Origin of the sequence: Burkholderia sp. E168m15 (assembly GCF_016586105.1) — a bacterium.
Lineage (GTDB): Bacteria > Pseudomonadota > Gammaproteobacteria > Burkholderiales > Burkholderiaceae > Burkholderia > Burkholderia orbicola.
In genome coordinates this window covers 18,023-37,813 of sequence record NZ_BCPO01000148.1, presented here as the reverse complement: position 1 = coordinate 37,813, position 19,791 = coordinate 18,023, and the positions used below count along the sequence as shown (strand labels likewise).

15 protein-coding genes are annotated in these 19,791 nt (G+C 65.4%); 12 read left to right on the top strand and 3 right to left on the bottom strand.

The features are described 5' to 3' along the window. Positions 1 to 322: 322 nt before the first annotated feature. The 7 genes from JMF86_RS21620 to ppk2 all read left to right on the top strand — a co-directional run bounded on the left by JMF86_RS21620 (position 323) and on the right by ppk2 (position 7,915). Positions 323 to 496 (top strand): hypothetical protein, encoded by a 174-nt coding sequence (locus JMF86_RS21620; RefSeq protein WP_006495012.1) that lies wholly within the window; start codon positions 323 to 325, stop codon positions 494 to 496. Between the two features lie 224 nt (positions 497 to 720). Continuing rightward, on the top strand, positions 721 to 906 hold the full coding sequence (locus JMF86_RS21615) for a hypothetical protein (RefSeq protein WP_006479215.1): 186 nt from the start codon (positions 721 to 723) through the stop codon (positions 904 to 906). 142 nt (positions 907 to 1,048) lie between these two features. Then, on the top strand, positions 1,049 to 3,169 hold the full coding sequence (locus JMF86_RS21610; RefSeq protein ID WP_011694712.1) for a peptidase domain-containing ABC transporter: 2,121 nt from the start codon (positions 1,049 to 1,051) through the stop codon (positions 3,167 to 3,169). Next, positions 3,166 to 4,170: a hypothetical protein gene (locus tag JMF86_RS21605; protein WP_041489486.1), complete on the top strand. Its 1,005-nt coding sequence runs from the start codon at positions 3,166 to 3,168 to the stop codon at positions 4,168 to 4,170. Before JMF86_RS21610 ends, JMF86_RS21605 begins: the two co-directional genes overlap by 4 nt. A 12-nt stretch (positions 4,171 to 4,182) precedes the next feature. Further along, positions 4,183 to 5,478 (top strand): HlyD family secretion protein, encoded by a 1,296-nt coding sequence (locus JMF86_RS21600; protein WP_011547879.1) that lies wholly within the window; start codon positions 4,183 to 4,185, stop codon positions 5,476 to 5,478. A gap of 4 nt (positions 5,479 to 5,482) precedes the next feature. Beyond that, on the top strand, positions 5,483 to 6,877 hold the full coding sequence (locus JMF86_RS21595) for an OmpW family protein (RefSeq protein WP_011547878.1): 1,395 nt from the start codon (positions 5,483 to 5,485) through the stop codon (positions 6,875 to 6,877). 87 nt (positions 6,878 to 6,964) lie between these two features. Next, entirely contained in the window at positions 6,965 to 7,915 is a 951-nt protein-coding gene (gene ppk2, locus JMF86_RS21590; protein WP_011547877.1) for a polyphosphate kinase 2, read from the top strand. Between the two features lie 78 nt (positions 7,916 to 7,993). Here the strand turns inward: ppk2 and JMF86_RS21585 are convergent, their stop codons facing one another. Beyond that, positions 7,994 to 8,581: a YigZ family protein gene (locus tag JMF86_RS21585; protein ID WP_006479209.1), complete on the bottom strand. Its 588-nt coding sequence runs from the start codon at positions 8,579 to 8,581 to the stop codon at positions 7,994 to 7,996. 272 nt (positions 8,582 to 8,853) lie between these two features. Further along, positions 8,854 to 9,711, bottom strand: a complete 858-nt coding sequence (locus JMF86_RS21580) for a LysR family transcriptional regulator (RefSeq protein ID WP_201317143.1) — start codon at positions 9,709 to 9,711, stop codon at positions 8,854 to 8,856. A gap of 130 nt (positions 9,712 to 9,841) precedes the next feature. Between JMF86_RS21580 and JMF86_RS21575 the strand changes: the two genes are divergently transcribed. Beyond that, the gene (locus tag JMF86_RS21575; protein ID WP_012338297.1) at positions 9,842 to 10,420 is read left to right on the top strand and encodes a DUF4865 family protein; all 579 of its coding nucleotides are present in this window, start codon (positions 9,842 to 9,844) and stop codon (positions 10,418 to 10,420) included. Beyond that, complete coding sequence (locus tag JMF86_RS35310) at positions 10,420 to 10,542, top strand: hypothetical protein (protein WP_012338296.1); 123 nt, start codon at positions 10,420 to 10,422, stop codon at positions 10,540 to 10,542. Before JMF86_RS21575 ends, JMF86_RS35310 begins: the two co-directional genes overlap by 1 nt. Positions 10,543 to 10,624: 82 nt before the next feature. On the opposite strand, the gene JMF86_RS21570 is transcribed toward JMF86_RS35310, so the two are convergent. Next, positions 10,625 to 12,826: a glycoside hydrolase family 3 C-terminal domain-containing protein gene (locus JMF86_RS21570; RefSeq protein WP_011547874.1), complete on the bottom strand. Its 2,202-nt coding sequence runs from the start codon at positions 12,824 to 12,826 to the stop codon at positions 10,625 to 10,627. Between the two features lie 703 nt (positions 12,827 to 13,529). Between JMF86_RS21570 and JMF86_RS21565 the strand changes: the two genes are divergently transcribed. From JMF86_RS21565 to JMF86_RS21555, 3 genes are all read left to right on the top strand, one after another. After that, positions 13,530 to 15,920, top strand: a complete 2,391-nt coding sequence (locus tag JMF86_RS21565) for a hypothetical protein (RefSeq protein ID WP_011694713.1) — start codon at positions 13,530 to 13,532, stop codon at positions 15,918 to 15,920. 415 nt (positions 15,921 to 16,335) lie between these two features. Continuing rightward, positions 16,336 to 17,523 carry a polysaccharide biosynthesis/export family protein gene (locus JMF86_RS21560; RefSeq protein ID WP_027812136.1) on the top strand — a complete coding sequence of 396 codons (1,188 nt, stop codon included), beginning with the start codon at positions 16,336 to 16,338 and terminating at the stop codon, positions 17,521 to 17,523. Between the two features lie 390 nt (positions 17,524 to 17,913). Beyond that, positions 17,914 to 19,701, top strand: a complete 1,788-nt coding sequence (locus JMF86_RS21555) for an alpha/beta hydrolase (protein WP_011694714.1) — start codon at positions 17,914 to 17,916, stop codon at positions 19,699 to 19,701. The last annotated feature ends 90 nt before the right edge of the window (positions 19,702 to 19,791 follow it).

The window sequence follows — 19,791 nt, the reverse complement described above, 5'->3', positions numbered from 1 at the left end:
GGTGTCGCCGACTCGCAATTCGTGCGCCTCGTTTCAAACATGGCCGTCTCCGTCTCCTGTCCGTGCCGCAATGCATTGCGGCGGGATTTAAACGTTTTGAAATTGAAATTCAAACAGCATGAATGCCTGCTACTCGCCGTGCATCGGAAAATGCGGCTGTAAGAGTGTGTCCTCCATTGAATTCCGATGCGCCCGCATGATAGCCTGATTTCGGCTGGTAATCGCAGTGATTATTAGATTAACGAGTCGCTCGGGATTAAAAGCCGTTTGTCTTTCAATGAAGGTTCTTTGCATCATCTTTATTTTTTACGAGGAGAGAATGATGAAGGTCATGACGACGGAACAGGTCAGGAATGTGCATGGCGGCGGTGCGATCAGCTCGCTGGGTAGCCTCGCCGTTGACGCCGCGCCGGTGGTGACCGCGCTCGGCCAGTTCCTGCCGAGCCTCGGCAATTACCTGCAGAACCCGAAGACGTTCAATAACACCGGCAAGTAACCGCCGTGCGCGGGGAGGCGCCCCCCGCGTCAGATGCTGCGAAACAGAAGGAAAAGAATCGATCGCCGCAGTGGAAATAAAGTGACTTCGAAATGCATTATTTCGAAATCGGGCGATTATCAGGAGACTGGAGTGCTGGATTATCACGTAATAAAGTGAACGGCCATCGGGCTTGCAATTGGCTGACGGCTGTTGGCATTCCGACAATATAAAGGCCACCACAAATGCGAGACATCACGGAAGAACAGGCCCGCCAGATTCGCGGCGGCGCGTCGCTTTACTCCAATTCGGCCGCCTATACGGTCGATCTCGTCAATCAGTCGATCGGGACCACGCTGCAGGGCCTGATGACCCAGTACCAGGCCCACGCCGTCGAACAGTTCCGGATGTCGCTCGGCTCGTCGCGCTGAGCGGCCCGCCGAGCGGCCGGCAACACCGATCTTCCGTCGCAGCCGGTAGCGCCGGCTGCGCCCATGCGTATCGCGCACGACCCGCCACGGGCCCGCACCGGCTGGCCCGGGCGGCGCGTCGTCGCGCCCCGGGTGCCCGACCATGCTCTTCAATACGCGTAAAGTCCGTCCGGTCCTGCAGGACGAAGTGACGGAGTGCGGCCTGGCCTGCCTCGCGATGATCGCGTCGTGGCACGGGCGCGAAACGACGTTGCGCACGCTGCGCAACCGCTATCCGGTGCGGATCGACTCCGGCCTGTCGTTCTTCGACCTGATGGAAATCTCGAACGATCTCGGCCTGCGCGCACGCGGGCTGCAGTTCGATGCGGGCGAGCTCGACGCGCTCAAGACGCCGTGCATCCTGCACTGGGGGATGAACCACTATGTCGTGCTGACGAAGGTCGGCTACGGCAGCGTGCACATAGTCGACCCCGCGCTCGGCGAGACGAGGCTGCCGCTCGCGCAGGCGCTCACGCACATCACCGGCTATGCGCTCGAACTGAATCCGGACATCGGTTTCTCGCGGGCGGGGCAGGCCGACCGCATCCGGCTGCGCGACTACCTCGAAGGGCTGACCGGCATCCGCAAGAGCCTCGCGATCGGCATCGTGGGCGGCGTCGCCGCGCAGCTCCTGCTGCTGCTCGGCCCGTCGTACGTGCAACTGACGATCGACGAGGCGCTGAAGAAGACCGACGTCGACATCCTGTACCTGCTGACGATCCTGTTCGCGATCGTGTTCCTGTTCGACACGCTCTACGCGAATCTCGTCGGCAACATCAAGAGCTACCTGCGCAACATCGTGTCGCAGCAGTTGTCGGCGAACATGGTCGGCCATCTCGCGCGGCTGCCGATCGGTTATTTCCTGTTTCACAACACCGGCGATTCGATCTCGCGTGTGTCGTCGGTGTCGGAGGTCGGGCGATTTCTCGTCGACGGGCTGGTGGGCGGGCTGCTGAACCTCGTCACCTGCACGCTGACGCTCGTGCTGATGCTGTATTACAGCCCCGTACTGGCCGGTATCAGCCTCGCGGGGATGGTGCTGTTCGCGTTGAGCCGGCTCGCGATCCAGCCGCAACTGCAGGACGCGATGTCGCAGATCCTCACGCGCGGCGCCGAGGCCGATGCGCTGCTGATCGAGAACATCCGGTCCGCGCATTCCATCAAGCTGCTGTCGGCGGAGACCGCGCGCAGCAGCCTGTGGGTCAACGCGTTCACGCAGAAACTGCAGGCGATGCGCCAGCAGGAGCGGCTGCAACTGCTGTTCGACGCGATCTCGAAGGGGATCGTGCACGTCGAGCAGCTCGTGATCGTCACGTACGGCGCATGGCTCGTGATGCACGGCCAGAGCACGATCGGCGTGATCTACGCGTTCATCCAGTACAAGAACCTGTTCGCGGACAAGTTCATCGATTCGATCCAGCTCTACGTGCGGCGCAAGGTGCTGCAGGTGCACATGGATCGCGTCGCGGACGTGCTGCAGACCGAGACCGAGGAGCCGGCGCCGGACGCGGTCGTGCGGCCGGTCGACGGGTTCGACGGCGCGCTGTCGATCCGCGCGCTGTCGTACACGCCGAAGGGCGGCCATCGGCCGATCCTGAGCGATGTCGCGCTCGACGTGCCGGCCGGCAGCAAGATCGCGATCGTCGGCCGCACCGGCAGCGGCAAGACGACGCTGCTGAACTTGATCTGCGGGCTCGTGCGGCCCAAGCCCGGCACGCTGTTCGTCGGCGGCGTCGATCTCGCGGAAGTGAACCTGCGGCAATACCGCAAGCATCTCGCGGCCGTCACGCAGTCCGACCAGCTGTTTCGCGGGACGATCCGCGACAACATCACGAATTTCGCGCCCGCGCCGCGGATCGGCGCGATGTTCGACGCGGCGAAGCTCGCGTGCATCCACGACGAGATCGAGCGGCTCGACCATCGCTACGACACGCCGCTCGGCGATACGCAGAAATTCCTGTCGGCCGGCCAGATGCAGAGATTGCTGATCGCGCGGGCGCTGTATTGCGAGCCGCGCCTGCTGATCCTCGACGAGTTTTCGTCGAACCTCGACCAGGCGACCACGCACGAGATCTGCCGCAACGTGCTGACGCTGCCGTGCACGATCGTGCTCGTCACGCACGATGCGTCGATCCTGTCGATGGTCGACCGGATCTACCGGATGGATGACGGCGTGCTGACCGATGCGACCGACGCATGGCGCACGAACGAGGAGGCGCGGTGATGCTCGGGCGGCTCTTCCTGCTCAATCCGTTCTCGTATGCGTTCCTGCTACGCCGCGCGGTGCGGGCGATCGCGCTGCGCACGTCGCCCGCGCGTGGGCTGCGGCTGATGCGCTGGTGCTCGGGCGCGTGCCTGCGCTGCTTTCCGTGCATCCGCGAGTCGATCGAGCGCGCGGTCGCTTACATGTTGAGCGCGCACCTGAACGACGATCCGCGGCGCGTGCGCGAAGTGTCGGCCGCGATCGTGCGCGAGTTGTTCGAGGCCGAATTCGCGGGGCTCAAGCTGCGCACGCACAGCCTCGCATCGATGAAAACGATGATCGACGGGATGGCATGCGAAGGCGACGACCAGTTGCGCGCGGCACTCGCACGCGGCGGCCCGCTGATGCTCGCCGGGCTGCACTTCGGCAACCTGATGCTGTTCGTCACGAAGCTGCGCTTCATGATTCCCGACGACCGCAAGCTGATGGTGATCCTGCACCGCGACGCGCCGGGCGCGTTCTTCGACGATGCGCTGCGGCTCGTCGCCGAGTACGGCGCCGGCGAAGTCGAATTCATCGACATCGAGGAGCGCGTGCATCTGCGGCGGCTGATCACGAGCCTGCGGCGCGAGGCGCCCGTGTTTCTGCTGTTCTCCGACTTGCACGGCAAGTTCGGCAAGACCAATCGCTGTCGGCTCGGCGGGCGCTGGGTGCGGATGGCCGGCGGCGGCGTGAAGCTCGCGGTCGAGCAGGGCATTCCGCTGCTCGTCGCGTATGCGACCGGCGTGCCGTTCCGCGATCGATGCGCGGTGCATTTCACCGAGCTCGCGGCCAGCCCGCTTGCACCGATGCTCGGTACCGACGACGACGCGTCGCCCGTGCGCGCGACGCACCAGCGCATCGTCGACCGTCTCGAGCAGGCGCTCGTGCGCCAGCCCGAGCAGTGGCATTTCTGGGAACACTTCACGCCTTACCTGATGCCGACGCCGCTGCTCGATGCGGCCGCGCGGCGTCGCTCCTGACGAGCCCGCCCCATGCCGACCTGGAATTCCGCCCTCCGAGAACAGAAGCCGTCGCGCAAGCTCGCGCGCGGCACGACCTTCGGCACCGTGATTCACGGCGTCGTGGACGTGCCGGTGTCGATGCGGTTCTTCTGCTACCTGTCGCTGGCGATGTTCGCGATGTTCGTGACCGCGCTCGTCGAGCTGAGCTACGCGAACACCGAGAGCGTGTCGGGGATGCTGACGCCGCGCTCGGGGCTGATCGGCGTCGGTGCGCCGCCGGGCTGGGCGGTGCGCGACGTCTACGTCGGCAAGGATCAGCACGTGAAGGCCGGCCAGCGCCTGCTCGCGGTGACGCGCGACACGAGCTTCGTCAGCCAGGCGAACAACGTGCAGGGGATGCGCGCGGCGCTCGACCGGCAGCGCGTCGAGGTGACGCAGCAGATCGATGCGGCGCGGCTCGAATACCGGTCGTCGGTGCAGCAGATCAATCAGCAGATCGCCGCGCAGGGCGAGAGCCGCGGGCTGATCGACCGGCAGATCCAGGACCAGAAGCGCATCGTCGACGAGTATGGCGAACGGCGCGCGCGCGTGAAGCAGTTGCTCGACGAACAGGTCGTGACGCTCGAACAGTACAACCAGGTCAACACGCAATACCTGCAGGCCGGCCAGGCGTACCAGGACCTGCTGCTGCGCCGCGCCGAACTCGCGAAGAACGCGATGAAGCTGCGCGGCGATCTCGACACGATGCAGAGCAAGTACGACGGCGCGAACGCGGAACTGAAGATCAAGCAGGAGGAGCTGAACGCGAAGGAATACAACATCGACGAGAACGTGAACCAGGTGCTGTACGCGCCGGCCGACGGGCAGATCGTGCGGCTCGACGTCGTGCAGGGCGGCGTGATCGATCCGCCCGGCACGCGTGTCGTCGAGATCCTGCCCGCGAAGGCGGACGGACTGATCGCCGAGGTCTACATTCCGTCGTCGAAGGCCGGCTTCGTGAAGAAGGGGCAGGAGGTGAAGGTTGCGTACGCAAGCTATCCGGTGGAGAAATTCGGCACCTATCGCGGCAAGGTGCTGTCGATCTCGCCCGTCGCGTTCTCGGCGAAGGAACTGAACCTGCCCGGCGATGCGGCCGTGCCGCAGACCTACTTCAAGACCTGGGTCGAACTCGCCGACCGCACGCCGTCGTTCGATGGTCGGCCGTTGTCGCTGCGGGCCGGGATGATGCTGAAGGCGGACATCGTGCTGGAGCGTCGCAGCCTGCTCGAATGGCTGTTCGAGCCGTTGTACCGGATTCGCCAGCGCCTGTTCGGCGTGCCGGCCTGAGCCGATGGGCAATCGCGACACCCGCCGCCCCCGCGCGCGGCCGGGCACCGTGCGTCCGCTGTCGCGCTGGCTCGGCGCGACGCTGTTCGCATGCGCGGCCGCCGCGCACGCCGCGCCGCAGCCCGACGGCGACGCCCCACCGCGCTGGCAGGCCGGCGCCGACGGGATCGGCTTCTGGCCGGGCGGCGATGCGGCTGGCTTCGATGCGAGCGCATGGATGACCGATGCGGGGCCGGCGCGCGGCGCACGCAACGAAGCTTCGGGCGACGAGCGGCAACCCGATACCATTCCGCTGACCGCCCGCAAGATCACGCTCGGGCAGCGAACCGGCGCGGCAGCGCGCGCCTGCGAGGCCGCCGGCGACGCGGGCGCGGACGGCATCGGCTTCGACGACGGCCGTACCGGCGGCGGCTGCGATCCGGCCGCCACGCACGATGCACCGGCCGGCGACGCAGCGGCGCGCGGCGTCGTCCATGCCGACCGGATGCCGTACGAACTGCATCCGGTCGATCCATCGCGGCTGCCCGATCTGCCGGCCGCGCAGGCGCCGCCCTTGCTCGAGCAACTGATGGGCGACGACCGCAACATGGTCGGCCTCGGCTGGCACTTCGTCGGGACGACCGGACGCTCGACGCCCGTGACGACGCGCACCGACGCGCTCGGCCTGAACAGTTTCCAGAACGCGGGTTCGAGCCTGTCACTCAGCAATACGAACACGCTGGCGTTCACGTTCACGCATTTCGTCTCGGAGCACTGGGCCGCCGAACTGGGCGCCGGCATTCCGCCGGTGCTGACGTTGCGCGGGCACGGCAGCATCGCGCTGCCGCTCGACCGCATCTTTGCCGGCGTCCACGGGCGCTTTCCGCTGATCGATCTCGGCAACACGCAAAGCAATCCGCTCGCGACCACGCGGGCCTGGCTCGGCTCGGTCGTGTTCAAGTACTACCTCGGCGAGCGCGACGACCGTTTCCGTCCGTTCGCGGGCATCGGCGTCAGCTACACGCGTTTCACGAACACGAACCTGAACCCCGTGTTCCAGCGCAAGCTCGCATCGCTCGGCGGGCTGCTCGCGGCCGGCGCGGACATCGGCAGCCTGCAGTCGCTGCTGCTCGATCCGGCGCTGTTCCAGCGGATCTGGGATGCCGGCGGCGACCTGCTGCTGTCGGGGCGGACCAATGTGTCGGCGAAGGTGAAGAGCGTCTGGGAGCCGGTGTTCACCGTTGGCGCGAGCTACCAGATCACGCGCCGGTTCTGGCTCACCGGGATGGTGACCTACATCCCGCTGCGCACCCGGATCACGCTCGACATCAACCAGCCGAACCGCCTGCTGGCGTCGAATACGTTCGATATTTCGGCGAACCCGGTGCTGGCCACCGTCCTGCTGAACTTCCGCTTCTGACGGCGTAGCCGGCCATTTTCATGAATTTGACGCGCGACGCTGGGATAATGATCGAGTTTGGCTGCGTCAATGATGGAAGGAGGCCCCATGGGCGACAACGATACCCGCACCGAGACCGACAACCGCACCGAGACGCGCTCGATGGAGGAGCGCCAGCGCCGTTTCGAGGAAGATCTCGTCGACGCCTACGACGAAGAGCTCGAGATGGAACTCGACGACCGCCGCTTCGACAATGGTGAGGACGTGCTGTTCTCGCCCGAGCGTCGCGAGGCGCGTAAGGCGTATTTCCGCGAGTTGTTCCGCTTGCAGGGCGAACTCGTGAAGCTGCAGGACTGGGTCGTGAACACCGGGCACCGGCTCGTCGTCCTGTTCGAGGGGCGCGATGCGGCCGGCAAGGGCGGTGCGATCAAGCGCATCACGCAGCGCCTGAACCCGCGCGTGTGCCGGGTGGCCGCGCTGCCGGCGCCGAACAACCGCGAGCGCACGCAATGGTATTTCCAGCGCTATGTCGCGCATCTGCCGGCAGGCGGCGAGATCGTGCTGTTCGACCGCAGCTGGTACAACCGTGCGGGGGTCGAGCGCGTGATGAATTTCTGTACCGACGACGAGTACGAGGAATTTTTCCGATCGGTGCCCGAGTTCGAGAAGATGCTCGTGCGCAGCGGCATCCAGATCGTCAAGTACTGGTTCTCGATCACCGACCACGAGCAGGAACTGCGCTTCCAGAGCCGGATCGAGGACCCGCTGAAGCAGTGGAAGCTGAGCCCGATGGACCTCGAAAGCCGCCGCCGCTGGGAGGCTTATACGGCCGCGAAGGAAGAGATGCTGCAGCGCACGCATATTCCGGAGGCGCCGTGGTGGGTCGTGCAGGCCGTCGACAAGAAGCGCGCGCGGCTGAACTGCATTCACCATCTGCTCGGCCAGGTGCCGTATCACGAGGTGCCGCGCCCGACGATCGACCTGCCGCAGCGCGAGCATCACGAGGATTACATTCGCCGGCCGGTGCCCGACAACATGATCGTGCCGGACGTGTATTGAGCGGTTCGGGGCGGCTGGACCGGCCAGGGGAGGCGCGCCGTGCAACGCGGCGCGCGGTCTTCTATCGAGCGAATCCAATCACAGGTCGGGGAAGCCGGAGCGTCCTTGCGTCAGGTCGAACAGTTCGGCCCTTGCCGCGGCTTCGGCGGCTTCGGGCAGCTTGATCACGAGCTTTACCGTCATCCCGTACGCGCTGTCCACTAGCGCGTAACCCGCCTGTTCGATCCAGCGGCGCACGCGTGCCTCTTCCGGGTAGCCGATCTCGATCGCGAGCCGCGTGTGCCGAATGCGCTCGACGCGCTCGGCATCGAGCAGCGCCGACGCGATCGCATCCGTGTACGCGCGCACCAGCCCGCCCGCGCCGAGTTTCACGCCGCCGTAGTAACGCACGACCGCGCCGAGCACGCCGTCGAGGTCGTGATGACGCAGCACTTCGAGGATCGGCCGGCCCGCCGTGCCCGACGGCTCGCCGTCGTCCGACATACCCGACTGGCCGCCCGCCAGCAGCGCCCAGCACACGTGGGTGGCCGCCGGATGCTCGTCGCGCAGGCGCTGCAGCACCTGCATCGCGGCATCGCGGTCCTCGACGGGAACCGCGTACGCGATGAAACGGCTCTTGCGGATTTCGAGTTCGCGGAGGTAGGAGGTGGCGAGCGAATAACTCATGCGTCGCGACGCGGAAAGCGTAGGGAAATCAAGGTGATGATGGCCGGTCGATGCTCGTGGTGTGGGCCCGCGGACCGATGGATGTCGTCTGCATGAGCGCGGGGCGAAGACGGAATTTTACCGTGGCGCACGTCGAGGGTATCCAGTTTGGCCGGCGACCGCGGTCCGGATGGCGAGCATGGCTTGAATCGGGCACGGTACCTGCGCGCGACATGCGCTGCTTTCGTTTCCTGCGCGTGGCTCAAGTCGATTCATCGATGCCGCGCACGGCATCAACGCACGCCGACCGACGACCGCAGCGCCGCGCCCAGCGTGCGCAGCGCCTGCCGGGCGTGCGCATCGGTCAGGTTCGAGTAGAGCACCACGTCGCGCGCCGGCAACGGCGGCAGCCCGTAGCGCGTCCCCACGTCGACGGTGCCGGAGGGCGCCACGCGATGCCCGAGCGCCGCGACGGCCAGCCCCGCGGATACCGCCGCGCCGATCGTCGCCACGCCGCCGCCGACGAAGACTTCCGTCCACGCGACACCGGCTTCGTCCAGCGCGTCGACCGCCATGCGGCGCACGCTGCACGGTTCGGCCTGCGTGGCGAGCCGCAGCGGTTGCGGCGGATGGTATTCGAAATCGGCCGCCGCCATCCAGCCGAACGACTCCGACAGAATGGTTTCGCCGTCGAGCCGTCGGCTGTCGTGCTGCAGCGCGACGGCCGCATCGAGCCGGCCGCGATCGAACGCATCGAGCACGTCGCGCGACGCGGCGACGCGGATCTCCAGCACCAGCGCCGGCTCCGCTTCGCTCATCCGCCGCAGCAGCATCGGCAGATCGGCGCCGACGACATGGTGGCTGACGCCGATCACGAGCCGTCGCTGGCTCGTGCCGAAGGCGCCGAGCGCACCATGGTGAGCGGCCACCAGTTCGCGCGCCGGCTCCAGGAACGCGGTGCCGTCGGCCGACAGGCGAACCTGCCGCGGCGTGCGTTCCAGCAGGCGGCGGCCGAGCCCGTCTTCCAGCCGCTTGATCTTCAGGCTCACCGCGGACTGTGTCGTGTCCAGCGCTTCCGCGGCCCGCGTGAAGCTCTTGAGATCGGCGGTCAGCACGAAGGCCTGCACGGCTTCGATGTCGAGCGTTTTCATCGCACCCTCATTCATTTCAGAATCGAATCATTGAAATATTCTGCCATCGTCTTTTCAAATGATTCAAGGTCTTCTACGCTGCGTCCATGCCGTCCGGAATGCCGTCCGTTTCTTTCGCCAGGAGTCGATCATGCTGACCGCGTACTACGTGCACCGCCTGCCGGCGGACTACGACCTCGACATCATCCGCAATCGCGTGCGCGAGCGCGGCCGGCTGTGGGACGACACGCCCGACCTGCTGTTCAAGGGATTCCTGTTGCGCGAGGCCGGCCGTCACGGCGCGACGGAAAACGGCTATGCGTCGTTCTACCTGTGGCGCAACGAACAGGCGTTCGCGCGGTTCGTGACGGATGGCCGCTATCGGGTCGTGACGGACAGCTTCGGTCGCGCGCCGATCGACACGCAAGTTGCGCTCGACGCGCGCAAGGGCAGTGCGTCGACGGGACGTTTCGCGCGTCTTGAAACGATCGAGATTCCGGCGGACGCCGATCTCGATGCGGCACTGGCGCGGGAGATCGCACGCAATCGCGAAGCGGCGGCTCGGCAGGGCGTGGTCGCGGCGGCCGTCAGTCTCGATCCGCTGCGTTGGCGCTTGACGCGTGCGCTCGTGACGGAACATGAACCGGACGACGGCGGCGCGGGCACCGTGTACCAGGTCCTGCATCTGGCGAGGCCGTTGCTCGACACGCTGGACGCGGGTCGCGCGTGATGGCCGGCATCGCGTCGCGATTGCCGGCCGGCGTGGTGATTGCCGCGCATCTGGCGGGTGTGGCGGCGGGCATCGTCACGATCGCGGCGCTCGTGACGGTGCTGGCGCTGCTGTTCAGGTAACGCGCTTCAGCACAGTGGTGGTGGGCGCGGGGGCGCCGCGCATGCGATGCGCGGCGCCCCCGGTCGCTTCATCGCCGCTCGCTCAATGGCCTTGCAAGCGGATATCGCGCGACGACGCGCCGACGTACACGGTCCCGCCCGAGACGACCCGCCAGCCGTTGCGCGACGTATCCCAGACGCTCTGCATCCGCGGCGACACGGTCACGCGCACCCGCCGTGCCTCGCCCGGATTCAGCCGGATCTTTTCCCAGCCGACCAGCCGCTTCGGCGGCTCGTCCTTGTACGGCACGCCGAGATAGACCTGCGGCGTTTCCGCGCCGGCCACGCGCCCGTCGTTGCGTACGGTGAACGCGACGCTCAGCGAGCCGTCCCATTGCTTCGACACCGACAGACCCGAATACGCGAAGTGCGTATACGACAGGCCGTAGCCGAACTCGAACATCGGCTTGATGTTGCGCGCGTCATACCAGCGGTAGCCCATGTCCAGCTTTTCCGCGTACACCGGGTCGTTGTCGAACGCGCCGTTTTGCCCCCACGTCGGCGAGTCCTGATCGCGCGCCGGGAAAGTCACGGGCAGCTTGCCCGACGGATTGACCGCGCCGAACAGCACGTTCGCGATCGCCTTGCCGCCGGCTTCGCCCGGATACCACGCCTCGACGATGGCCGACACGTTGTCCTTCCACGGCATCAGCACCGGATTGCCGCTCTGGACGACCACGACCGTATGCGGATTCGCGCGCGCGACGGCCTCGACGAGCGCATCCTGGTTCGACGGGTTCGCGAGGCTCAGGCTCTGCAGGTCGCCGAAATCCTCGCCGGCCGGCTGCGCGACCACGACGATCGCGACATCCGAGCGGCCCGCGAGCGCCGCGGCCTGGTCGATCTCCTGCTGCGTGTACGCGCGGAACGGCGACTGCTGGTCGCTGTTGCCCGCATACGTGACCTGCGCGGCCGGCGCCAGCGCGCGGATCGCCGCGACGATCGGCACGTCGACCTTGAGCCATGGATTGCGCCACCAGCTGCAGCCGGTCGACGATCCGAACGTCAGGCCTCCGCAGCCGGCGAACGAACCGGATACGGGGTCGCGCGTGTTACCCGAGCCGCCGCCGGACAGCACGGCTGCATCCGCATGGCCGCCGATCACGGCGATCCGCGACAGTGCCGACGCGACGAGCGGCAACTGGTTGCCGTCGTTCTTCAGCAGAACGATCGATTGCTCGGAAGCCGCTTGCGCGAACCGGTTCCCGGCCGCGAAATCGATCGTGCCGCCGCCTTGGGCCGGATCGTCCATCACGCCCACGCGGATCATCACGGCGAGCTTGCGGCGCACCATGTCGTCGAGGCGCGCGGTCGACACCGAGCCGTTCGCGATCGCCTGCTTGACGGCCGCCGGCGTCAGGTACACGCTCGGCCCGACGTCTTCTTCCTCGTCGAGCCCGGCATTGATCGCGGCGGCGGTGCTGTGCGTGGCGCCCCAGTCGGACTGCACCTGGCCCTGGAAGCCCCACTCGTTCTTCAGCACGTCGTTCAGCAGATGAGGGTTCTCGCACGCATAGGTGCCGTTCAGGCGGTTGTAGCTGCACATCACGCTACCGGGCCGCCCGCGTTTCGCGGCGATCTCGAACGGCAGCAGATACAGCTCGCGCAGCGTGCGTTCGTCGATCTGCGTATTGCCGCCCATCCGGCCGTGCTCCTGCTCGTTGCCCGCGTAGTGCTTGATCGTGGCGATGACTTTCTGCCGCTGCGTGGCGAGCGTGCGTTCGGCGAGCAGGTCGCCGGCGAGCAGCGGATCCTCGCCGAGATACTCGAACAGGCGGCCGCCGCGCGGCTCGCGCGCGAGGTTGGTGCCGCCGGCGAGGCCCATCCCGAATCCTTGCGCGCGCAACTGGATCGCGACCTGCTTGCCGTAGTCGTACGACAGCCGCCGATCCCAGCTCGCGGCGACCGCGATCGTGGCCGGGAACGTCGTGCTGGCCTGCGACGTGCTGCCGGAGCCGGTCGCCGAATCGACCATGTTGAGATCGGGAATGCCGAGCCGCGGCACACCCTGGATGTAGCCGGCGCCACCGCCCGGCACCTTGGACATTTCGTATTGCGAATGAATGAATTGAAGTTTCTCGTCGAGCGTCATCTTGCGCACGAGCAGGTCGGCGCGCCGTTGCGCGGCGGCCGATGCGAACGCGTCGGTCGCGTCGCCCTGCGCATTGAAATCGGCGTCGCCGGCGTAGGCAGTGGTGCAGAGGGTCGCTGCCAGCACGACGGCCGGCCAGAGTTTGTCCCGCATGTTGCTCTCCTGATCGTATTGCCGGTTGTTCGAATGATGTCTGGAGCTGCGCACGTCCGGTGGATTCGCACCGGACGGATTCGGCTGGCGGTGCAGGATGGTTGCGCGTCGGCATGCCAGGCCAGGCGGGGAATCGTTACGGCCGGTTGGGCTCGACCAGTCAATGCGGGCGGCGACGCAGGCCATCCCGCACTGTCGAATCGGGTGTAGCGATTCTCTGCTGCGACCAATGGTATGAATGTAGTTTGACTACAGCATCGGTGTTTCTACCGATCCGTGTGATCTTTATTTCGTAGTCGCGCTGGGTGGGGTGGAAAGGCGGTCATCGTTCCCGATGGTGGGGGTGTGGTCGGGTAAGAAGTACCTGTGTGCTGGTGCTATTGCGCGGGCAATACGCCGTGACTCGTGGTCCGGTTCGTTGCGTGTACATCTAACCGGGGCGACATTGACATGTCATCGAATACGACGCGGTTGACCGGATGTCCGAAACGTACTTTTCATGTGGCGATGACGGTATTGCTCAATCGCTTGGGTCATTTCACGCACTGTTTGCCGGTGAATCTGTTTCTAATCTTGCGCGGGTGCGTACGCTCGATCGAGTTCGCACATCTCTTTTCGATAATCAATCGACCGGGCATCGAATCCGAAGGTGCGACAGGAGTTGATTTCCGCAAAGTCCGACAATCACACGTCAAGGAACGATATGGCATTCCAGCTTCAGGATCGGGTCCAGGAAACGACCACTTCTACCGGTACGGGGGCGCTGTCCCTGGCCGGTGCAATGACGGGATTCCGAGCATTTTCGTCCGTGTGCGCCAATGCCGATACTTTCTATTACGGGCTGCAAGCGGTCACGGGGACCGGTGTTCCGAGCGGGAACTGGGAGATCGGAATCGGCGCATACAACGCCAGCGGGAACACGCTGTCGCGTACCACCGTGCTGGCGTCGAGCAATGGCGGTGCGATCGTGAATCTCGCTGCGGGTACCACGCAGGTGTGGATGGATTTACCCGCGGCGCTTCCGGCCAATTTGCCGGTCAGCGCCAAATATTTTGGTGCGAAGGGAAACACCCGGATCGTCAACGACGGCGTCACGACGTCGGGATCAACGTCGTTTTCGTCGGCCTCGGCGGTATTCACGGCGGCGGACGTCGGCAAGCGGATCGACATCGCGACAACGAACGCCAGCGGCGTTGCAACGCTGGTCGTTTCCACCACGATTGCGGCGTTCGTCAGCGCGACGCAGATCACGCTCGCGAAAGCCGCCAATGCGTCGGCGACCGGGGCGAACGTGGTCTACGGCAGCGACGACGGCCCGGCCCTGACGGCCTGGCTGAACTACCTGATGACTATCTGGCCGGTCAAGGGCGACCTGCCTGCCGGGGTCTACTATTCGAGCCTCGCGCTTCCGTCGATCACCAGGCCGATAGCCGTGTTCGGGCATTCGGCGCGCACCTCGATCATTCAGTTCGGCGCCGGCGTCAGCGGCCAATGCCTGACGGTATTGAACGCCGGCTTCAACAACGAAGCGACGGATTTGCCGCAGACCGGCAACGTGTCATGGACGTCGAACATGGCCGTGCTCGCCGGGTGTGTCCTGCGCGACTTTACCCTTCAGGGCAATCGCGCATGCGCATCACTGCAACATGGCCTGGTGTTGCAGGGCAACGTGGACTGGCTCGATGTCGCTCACGTGAACTGTCTGTATTTCCGCGGCGGCGGCGTGCTGTGGATGGACACCGGAAGCGGATCGACGCAAGCACGCGCCAACGTACGCGAGATCAATCTGAACACGATGAAGATCAGGCACTGCGGCGACCTGTCGACGAACACGCCGAGTTTCGGGATCTACCTTGACGACAGCCCGGCTGCCACTATGTCCGACTCGTCGAACCTGTTCAACCTGAACAATATCGACATCATCTTCAGCTATGGCACCGCGCTCGCCGTGCAGGATCGGCGCACGTCGAATACCGGCTTTCCGCTGTACGGAATTCAAGCGCGAAACATCGTGCTGCACGACCGGATGACGACGATGGGACTGAGCGGCGGCCGGATGTTCAGCGTCATCGGACAGGTCACGAACTGCCTTTTCGACATCAACTTCCCGTTGAGCGCACGTAACGACTACGCGGCGGAGATTCGGCCGAACCCGAATTTCAATGTCTATCCCACGGACAATGAATTTACCTTCGCGTTCCCGAAGACGGTGAAGGGGGTGACGATCGGGAACATCGGCTACAACACGATCAGGTTCAGGAATTATTTCGGATGCGCCGAGGCGGTATTCATTTCCACCGAGAGTCCGTACAACCTGAGAATCGATTGCGAGACCGACAGCGTGTTTCAGCAGGTCACCTCGGCGCTGGTTTTGACGGGGACGGGCGCCGTCGCGATTCCGGGCTGGTCGTTCGGTACGACGCCGAACCTGTCGATCTTCATGCCGGTCAACGCAGTCAACGGGACAGGCGACACGACGCTGGCGACCATTTTTGGCATCACGGGCACGATCGCGCGTTCCGGAAGCGTCACGGCCGGAACCGACACCTATACGTTTACGCCGTCTTCATCCAGTACGGCGTACATTCCCGCAGGAGAATACTTCTCGAAGATCTGTGTCGATGCGTCGCAAGGTAACGGGGTGGCCGGGCGTTACAAATATATTCCTGAGGACCGCTACGGACGTGCGGTCAACAGCGCATGGGCCAGCGGGCGCCTGCTGCAAATGTGGCCGTGGCAATTTCACATCGAGAATGCGACCGGGCTGGTTCGTTACAGCTACGGCGTGCCGACGGCCGACAGCGCCGGTAACGCGATGGCGGTGTGGTCCAACGGCTTCGTCGGCACCAGTTCGACGCCCGGGGTGACCGGTATCAGCAAACTGACGGCGAACTATGCGTCGCCGACGATGCTGACCAACCTGGTCGGCGGGATCGACGGCCAGTCGGTCAGGATCATCGCGACCAACGGCAACTGCACGATCGCGAACAACGCGAACATCCAGACGACGACCGGGGGAAACGTCGTCATGGTGAGCGGGCAGGTCCTGACTTTTACGTTCGACGCGACACTGAACAAATGGTGTGGCGGTTAGCAACCGGCGGTCGCGGTCGCTTTTCAGGGGAGTGGCCCCATTTCCGTATGAAGTTTGGCTTTCGGTGGGCTTGCTCACATACGCGCCGGGCTGGACGGTGTCCAATCGTGTATCGCCGCGGGAGCGGCCGCGCCGGAGCACGACCGGCGCGGCAGTATCCGTGCGGACCGTCCGTGTCGTATCGGGCGACGTTCGCGACGGCGATGCGGACGGTATGCCGGTGCGTAACCGCGATTTTCGTCGGGCGGGCCGGCCGACTGTAGACAGACGAGCGCGCCGAAGCGCCGCTCGGCCGTACGAAGCGATGTGCGGCGAGAAAGGATGCGCGGCAATGCAGCGCGAGCCGTGCCGGCAAGCGAAATGCGGTATCCGTCAGGTTGGGGCGGGCGGGTTCCGCTCAGTTTGGAAAGACGCGATGTCAACGACTACACAGAAGAAATCGAGGCTCGGCATGCCGCGGCTGCGCGTTGCGATGGCGGCGACCGTGTGTGTGCTGAATGCCTGCGCATTTGCGCCGGGCATGACATATCAGGCGCCGGCCGAACGCGATGCGAATGCGCGCGTGAGCGTTGCGGCGACGGGGTCGGGGGGACTCGACGGGGTGCAGAACGTGTCCAGCGAAGACCTGATCGAGATCACGCCTGCGTTCGTCGAACAACAGCATGCCGCGCGCTCTGCCGGCGTCGACGCCGAAATCCGGCAACTGTTCGGTACGCCAAAGGCATACGTGATCGGCCCGGGCGATGTGCTGAACATCGTCGTCTGGGATCACCCGGAACTGAACCTGCCGACGGCGCAGGCGACGAATGGCGACAATATCGGCACCAACTCGGTTGTGGCGGGGTACACGGTGGACGCGGGCGGTAACGTTCAGTTCGCGCAAGCAGGCCTCGTACACGTGGCCGGGCTCACCGAGGCGGAGGCGCGTGCCGCGGTGACCCGGCGGCTGGGCGAGTACGTGCGCAAACCGCAGATTGCGCTGCGTATCCAGGCGTATCGCAGCAAGCGAGTTTATCTCGACGGCGAAGTGCGCACGCCGGGGCTGCAGATCGTGAACGACATGCCGATGACGTTGCCCGAGGCGATCGATCGCGCGGGCGGCTTCACGGCCGGAGCCGACCGGTCGCAGGTCACGGTGACGCGCGGCGGCAAGACGGTGAACGTGAGTTTGCCGGCCATGATCGCCGCGGGTATCAATCCGTCCAATATCCTGTTGCGCGACGGCGATCTCGTGCGAGTGCGTCCGACGAGCGAAGCGAAGGTCTTCGTACTCGGCGAAGTGTCACGCCCGGCGACGCTGACGTTGACCGACGGACGGATCAGCCTCGGTGAAGCGCTTGGCGAGACCGGCGGCGTCAGTCAGTACACGTCTGACGCGCGGCAGATCTACGTGGTGCGCCGCGGGCCGGGGAACCGGCCGCAGGTCTATCACCTGGACGGTCGCGCGCCGGCCTCCTATGCGTTGGCCGATCAGTTTCCGCTCGAGCGTCGCGACGTCGTCTTCGTCGATGCGTCGTCGCTGGTGCGCTGGAGCCGCGTCGTGAATTTGCTGATTCCGTCCGCGGCGCAGGGCGCGCTCACGGCCCGGGCCGTGACGCCGTGAACCCGATCTCGACGGCCGCAGCCGCAATCGGTCATGTCACTGCCTGACACGCGTGACGGCTTCGTATTGAAAATGTAATGTGGCGTACGGAATCCGTCAGGACGAGATGGCCTAATCGCCTTAGACATTCGAGTGCGGCCGTCTGCGCCGCGCATCGAGGTCGTCCGGTGAAAAGCGGGGCGATATTGCGGAATGCAAATCAAGGGCATTCTCGAAACCTGCCTCTACATTGAAGCGCCTGCGGATCGGGGTGGTCCGCGGCGAGTGCGCGTGCGTTGCTGGCGCGCTTCCCTTCATGCATCCGGGCAACGATCGAACGCTTGCCCCATGGCCCGCGGCAAGCACGCGTTGAAACCCGGCCTGTCAGACACTTAAAACAAGGACCAAACCATGACACCCATCCAGTTCGATGGATGCGTCGGCTGGCTTCACGAGGGCACTCGACCACACGGCGTCGTCATATGCGAGCCGCTCGGCCATGAGGCGCTCTGGCTGCACAAGCTTGTTCGCTCAATTGCGGAACACCTTGCCGACCGTGGTTTTCCGGTTCTACGTTTTCACTATCCGGCGAGTGGCGATTCGCTCGGCGACGAACAGGATCCCGAACGTTTCGAGAACATGCTCGCAAGCGTGCGCCATGCCGTCCGGACCTTGCGCGACAACGCCGTGCTGGATGGCCTGACGCTCATCGGTGTACGCGCCGGTGCGCCATTGGCGCTTCTCGCTTCGGACGGCCTGTCCGGAATCACGCGTTTCATCGCACTTGCCCCCGTCGTGCGTGGTCGCAGCTACGTGCGCGAGCTCTCGCTCGTCGCGCAACGCTGGCTCGATAACCTGCCGCCGACCGTGCGGGAGGCGGTTCGTGACGAACGGCCGTTCAAGGTGCTCGGCCACGCGTATCCCGACGATCTCCTCGGAACACTCCGCAGTATCGACCTGTGCCAGGCTGCCGGCCAGCTGCGCGAGTTGCCCGCGCGCGCGCTGCTCGTCGATACGCCGTACGGCGATGGTCCGGCGTTGTCGGACACGCTGCGCGCGCGTGGCGTCGCGGTCAGTATCCACACATGTTCGGACTGGGCGGCCGCCATGTGCGAACCGCACCGCTCCCGGCTGCCGAATGCGTTGCTCGACACGATCGGAAGCTGGATCGACGACGATCCTGACGCGGACGTACGAACCTCCACGCGCCAGCACGTTTCCGACGTCGTCCTGGCCGGAAGCGGCAGTGTCGAGCGCGTGATTCGCATGGGGACGCAACCACTGATCGGGGTGCTGTGCGAGCCAGCCGACGACGCCATGCGTCTCGCGGCCCCCACGCTGCTTATCGCCAATACCGCCGCCAATCCGCGTACGGCCGACGGGCGGCTTGCAGTTCGCCTGGCGCGGTCGCTCGCCGCGCGCGGCATCCGCAGTCTGCGCTTCGATTCGAGCGGGATCGGCGACAGCAGCCTGCGTGCGCGTGACGATCAATCGGATATTCCGTATTCGGACCAGATGATCGACGACATGATCTGCGCCGCGCGTTGGCTGAAAGAGGCGGGTCACCATCGGATCGTCACGTTCGGAATCTGCTCCGGAGCGTACGCGTCGCTTCATGCCGCCGCGCGGGGCGCGCTTGCCGGCGCGATCACGATCAATCTCCCCGTGTTTGTCTGGCCGCGCGGACAGACACTGGCGGATGTCGTCGACAACCAGACCAATTCGATGCGTGGTTATGTCGCTTCATTGCGCAGCCTCGGCAAGTGGCGCCGGGTGCTGCTCGAGGGGCGTGATCCGCGTCCGGTGCTGCGTGCGCTGATTCGTTTCGTCGCCGACTTCACGACGGTCCCGATCAAGAGCTTCATGGAGCGCATGGGGCGCGCGCCGGACAAGGATACGCCGCGCGGGATGCTGCACGACATGTCGGCACGCGGCATCCAGGCGCATCTCCTCTACGGCACGTTCGATCCGGGCGTCGATGTCGTGGTTCGGCATTTCGGTCCGGTGTCCGGTGCGTTCGCGCATTTGTCGAACGTATCGGTCGATACGCAGGACGGGCTCGACCATTCGTTGCACAGCGATGCCGCCGCGCAGTACGTGGTCGACCGCTGCGCTGCGCTGCTTTCCGGCTGGCATGCGCCGGCGGAGCCGGTTTCGACGGCAAGGCCGAAAGCGGAAGCCGAACGCGCGACGCCGTAGCGTTCGGTTACCCGCCGCCGCATTTGAGCGCGGCTGGACGACGCCCAGGCTACGGGCGGGGAGGAGCACGCCCCGTGTGCCGGCGACCGG

What these genes read in the sequence shown, in the direction of transcription:
- JMF86_RS21570 (WP_011547874.1), bottom strand. Translation starts at nt 12,826, where the DNA reads ATGCGGGACAAACTCTGGCCGGCCGTCGTGCTGGCAGCGACCCTCTGC.
- JMF86_RS21585 (WP_006479209.1), bottom strand. Translation starts at nt 8,581, where the DNA reads ATGAGTTATTCGCTCGCCACCTCCTACCTCCGCGAACTCGAAATCCGC.
- JMF86_RS21615 (WP_006479215.1), top strand. Translation starts at nt 721, where the DNA reads ATGCGAGACATCACGGAAGAACAGGCCCGCCAGATTCGCGGCGGCGCG.
- JMF86_RS21610 (WP_011694712.1), top strand. Translation starts at nt 1,049, where the DNA reads ATGCTCTTCAATACGCGTAAAGTCCGTCCGGTCCTGCAGGACGAAGTG.
- JMF86_RS21620 (WP_006495012.1), top strand. Translation starts at nt 323, where the DNA reads ATGAAGGTCATGACGACGGAACAGGTCAGGAATGTGCATGGCGGCGGT.
- ppk2 (WP_011547877.1), top strand. Translation starts at nt 6,965, where the DNA reads ATGGGCGACAACGATACCCGCACCGAGACCGACAACCGCACCGAGACG.
- JMF86_RS21565 (WP_011694713.1), top strand. Translation starts at nt 13,530, where the DNA reads ATGGCATTCCAGCTTCAGGATCGGGTCCAGGAAACGACCACTTCTACC.
- JMF86_RS35310 (WP_012338296.1), top strand. Translation starts at nt 10,420, where the DNA reads ATGGCCGGCATCGCGTCGCGATTGCCGGCCGGCGTGGTGATTGCCGCG.
- JMF86_RS21555 (WP_011694714.1), top strand. Translation starts at nt 17,914, where the DNA reads ATGACACCCATCCAGTTCGATGGATGCGTCGGCTGGCTTCACGAGGGC.
- JMF86_RS21580 (WP_201317143.1), bottom strand. Translation starts at nt 9,711, where the DNA reads ATGAAAACGCTCGACATCGAAGCCGTGCAGGCCTTCGTGCTGACCGCC.
- JMF86_RS21575 (WP_012338297.1), top strand. Translation starts at nt 9,842, where the DNA reads ATGCTGACCGCGTACTACGTGCACCGCCTGCCGGCGGACTACGACCTC.
- JMF86_RS21560 (WP_027812136.1), top strand. Translation starts at nt 16,336, where the DNA reads ATGTCAACGACTACACAGAAGAAATCGAGGCTCGGCATGCCGCGGCTG.
- JMF86_RS21595 (WP_011547878.1), top strand. Translation starts at nt 5,483, where the DNA reads ATGGGCAATCGCGACACCCGCCGCCCCCGCGCGCGGCCGGGCACCGTG.
- JMF86_RS21600 (WP_011547879.1), top strand. Translation starts at nt 4,183, where the DNA reads ATGCCGACCTGGAATTCCGCCCTCCGAGAACAGAAGCCGTCGCGCAAG.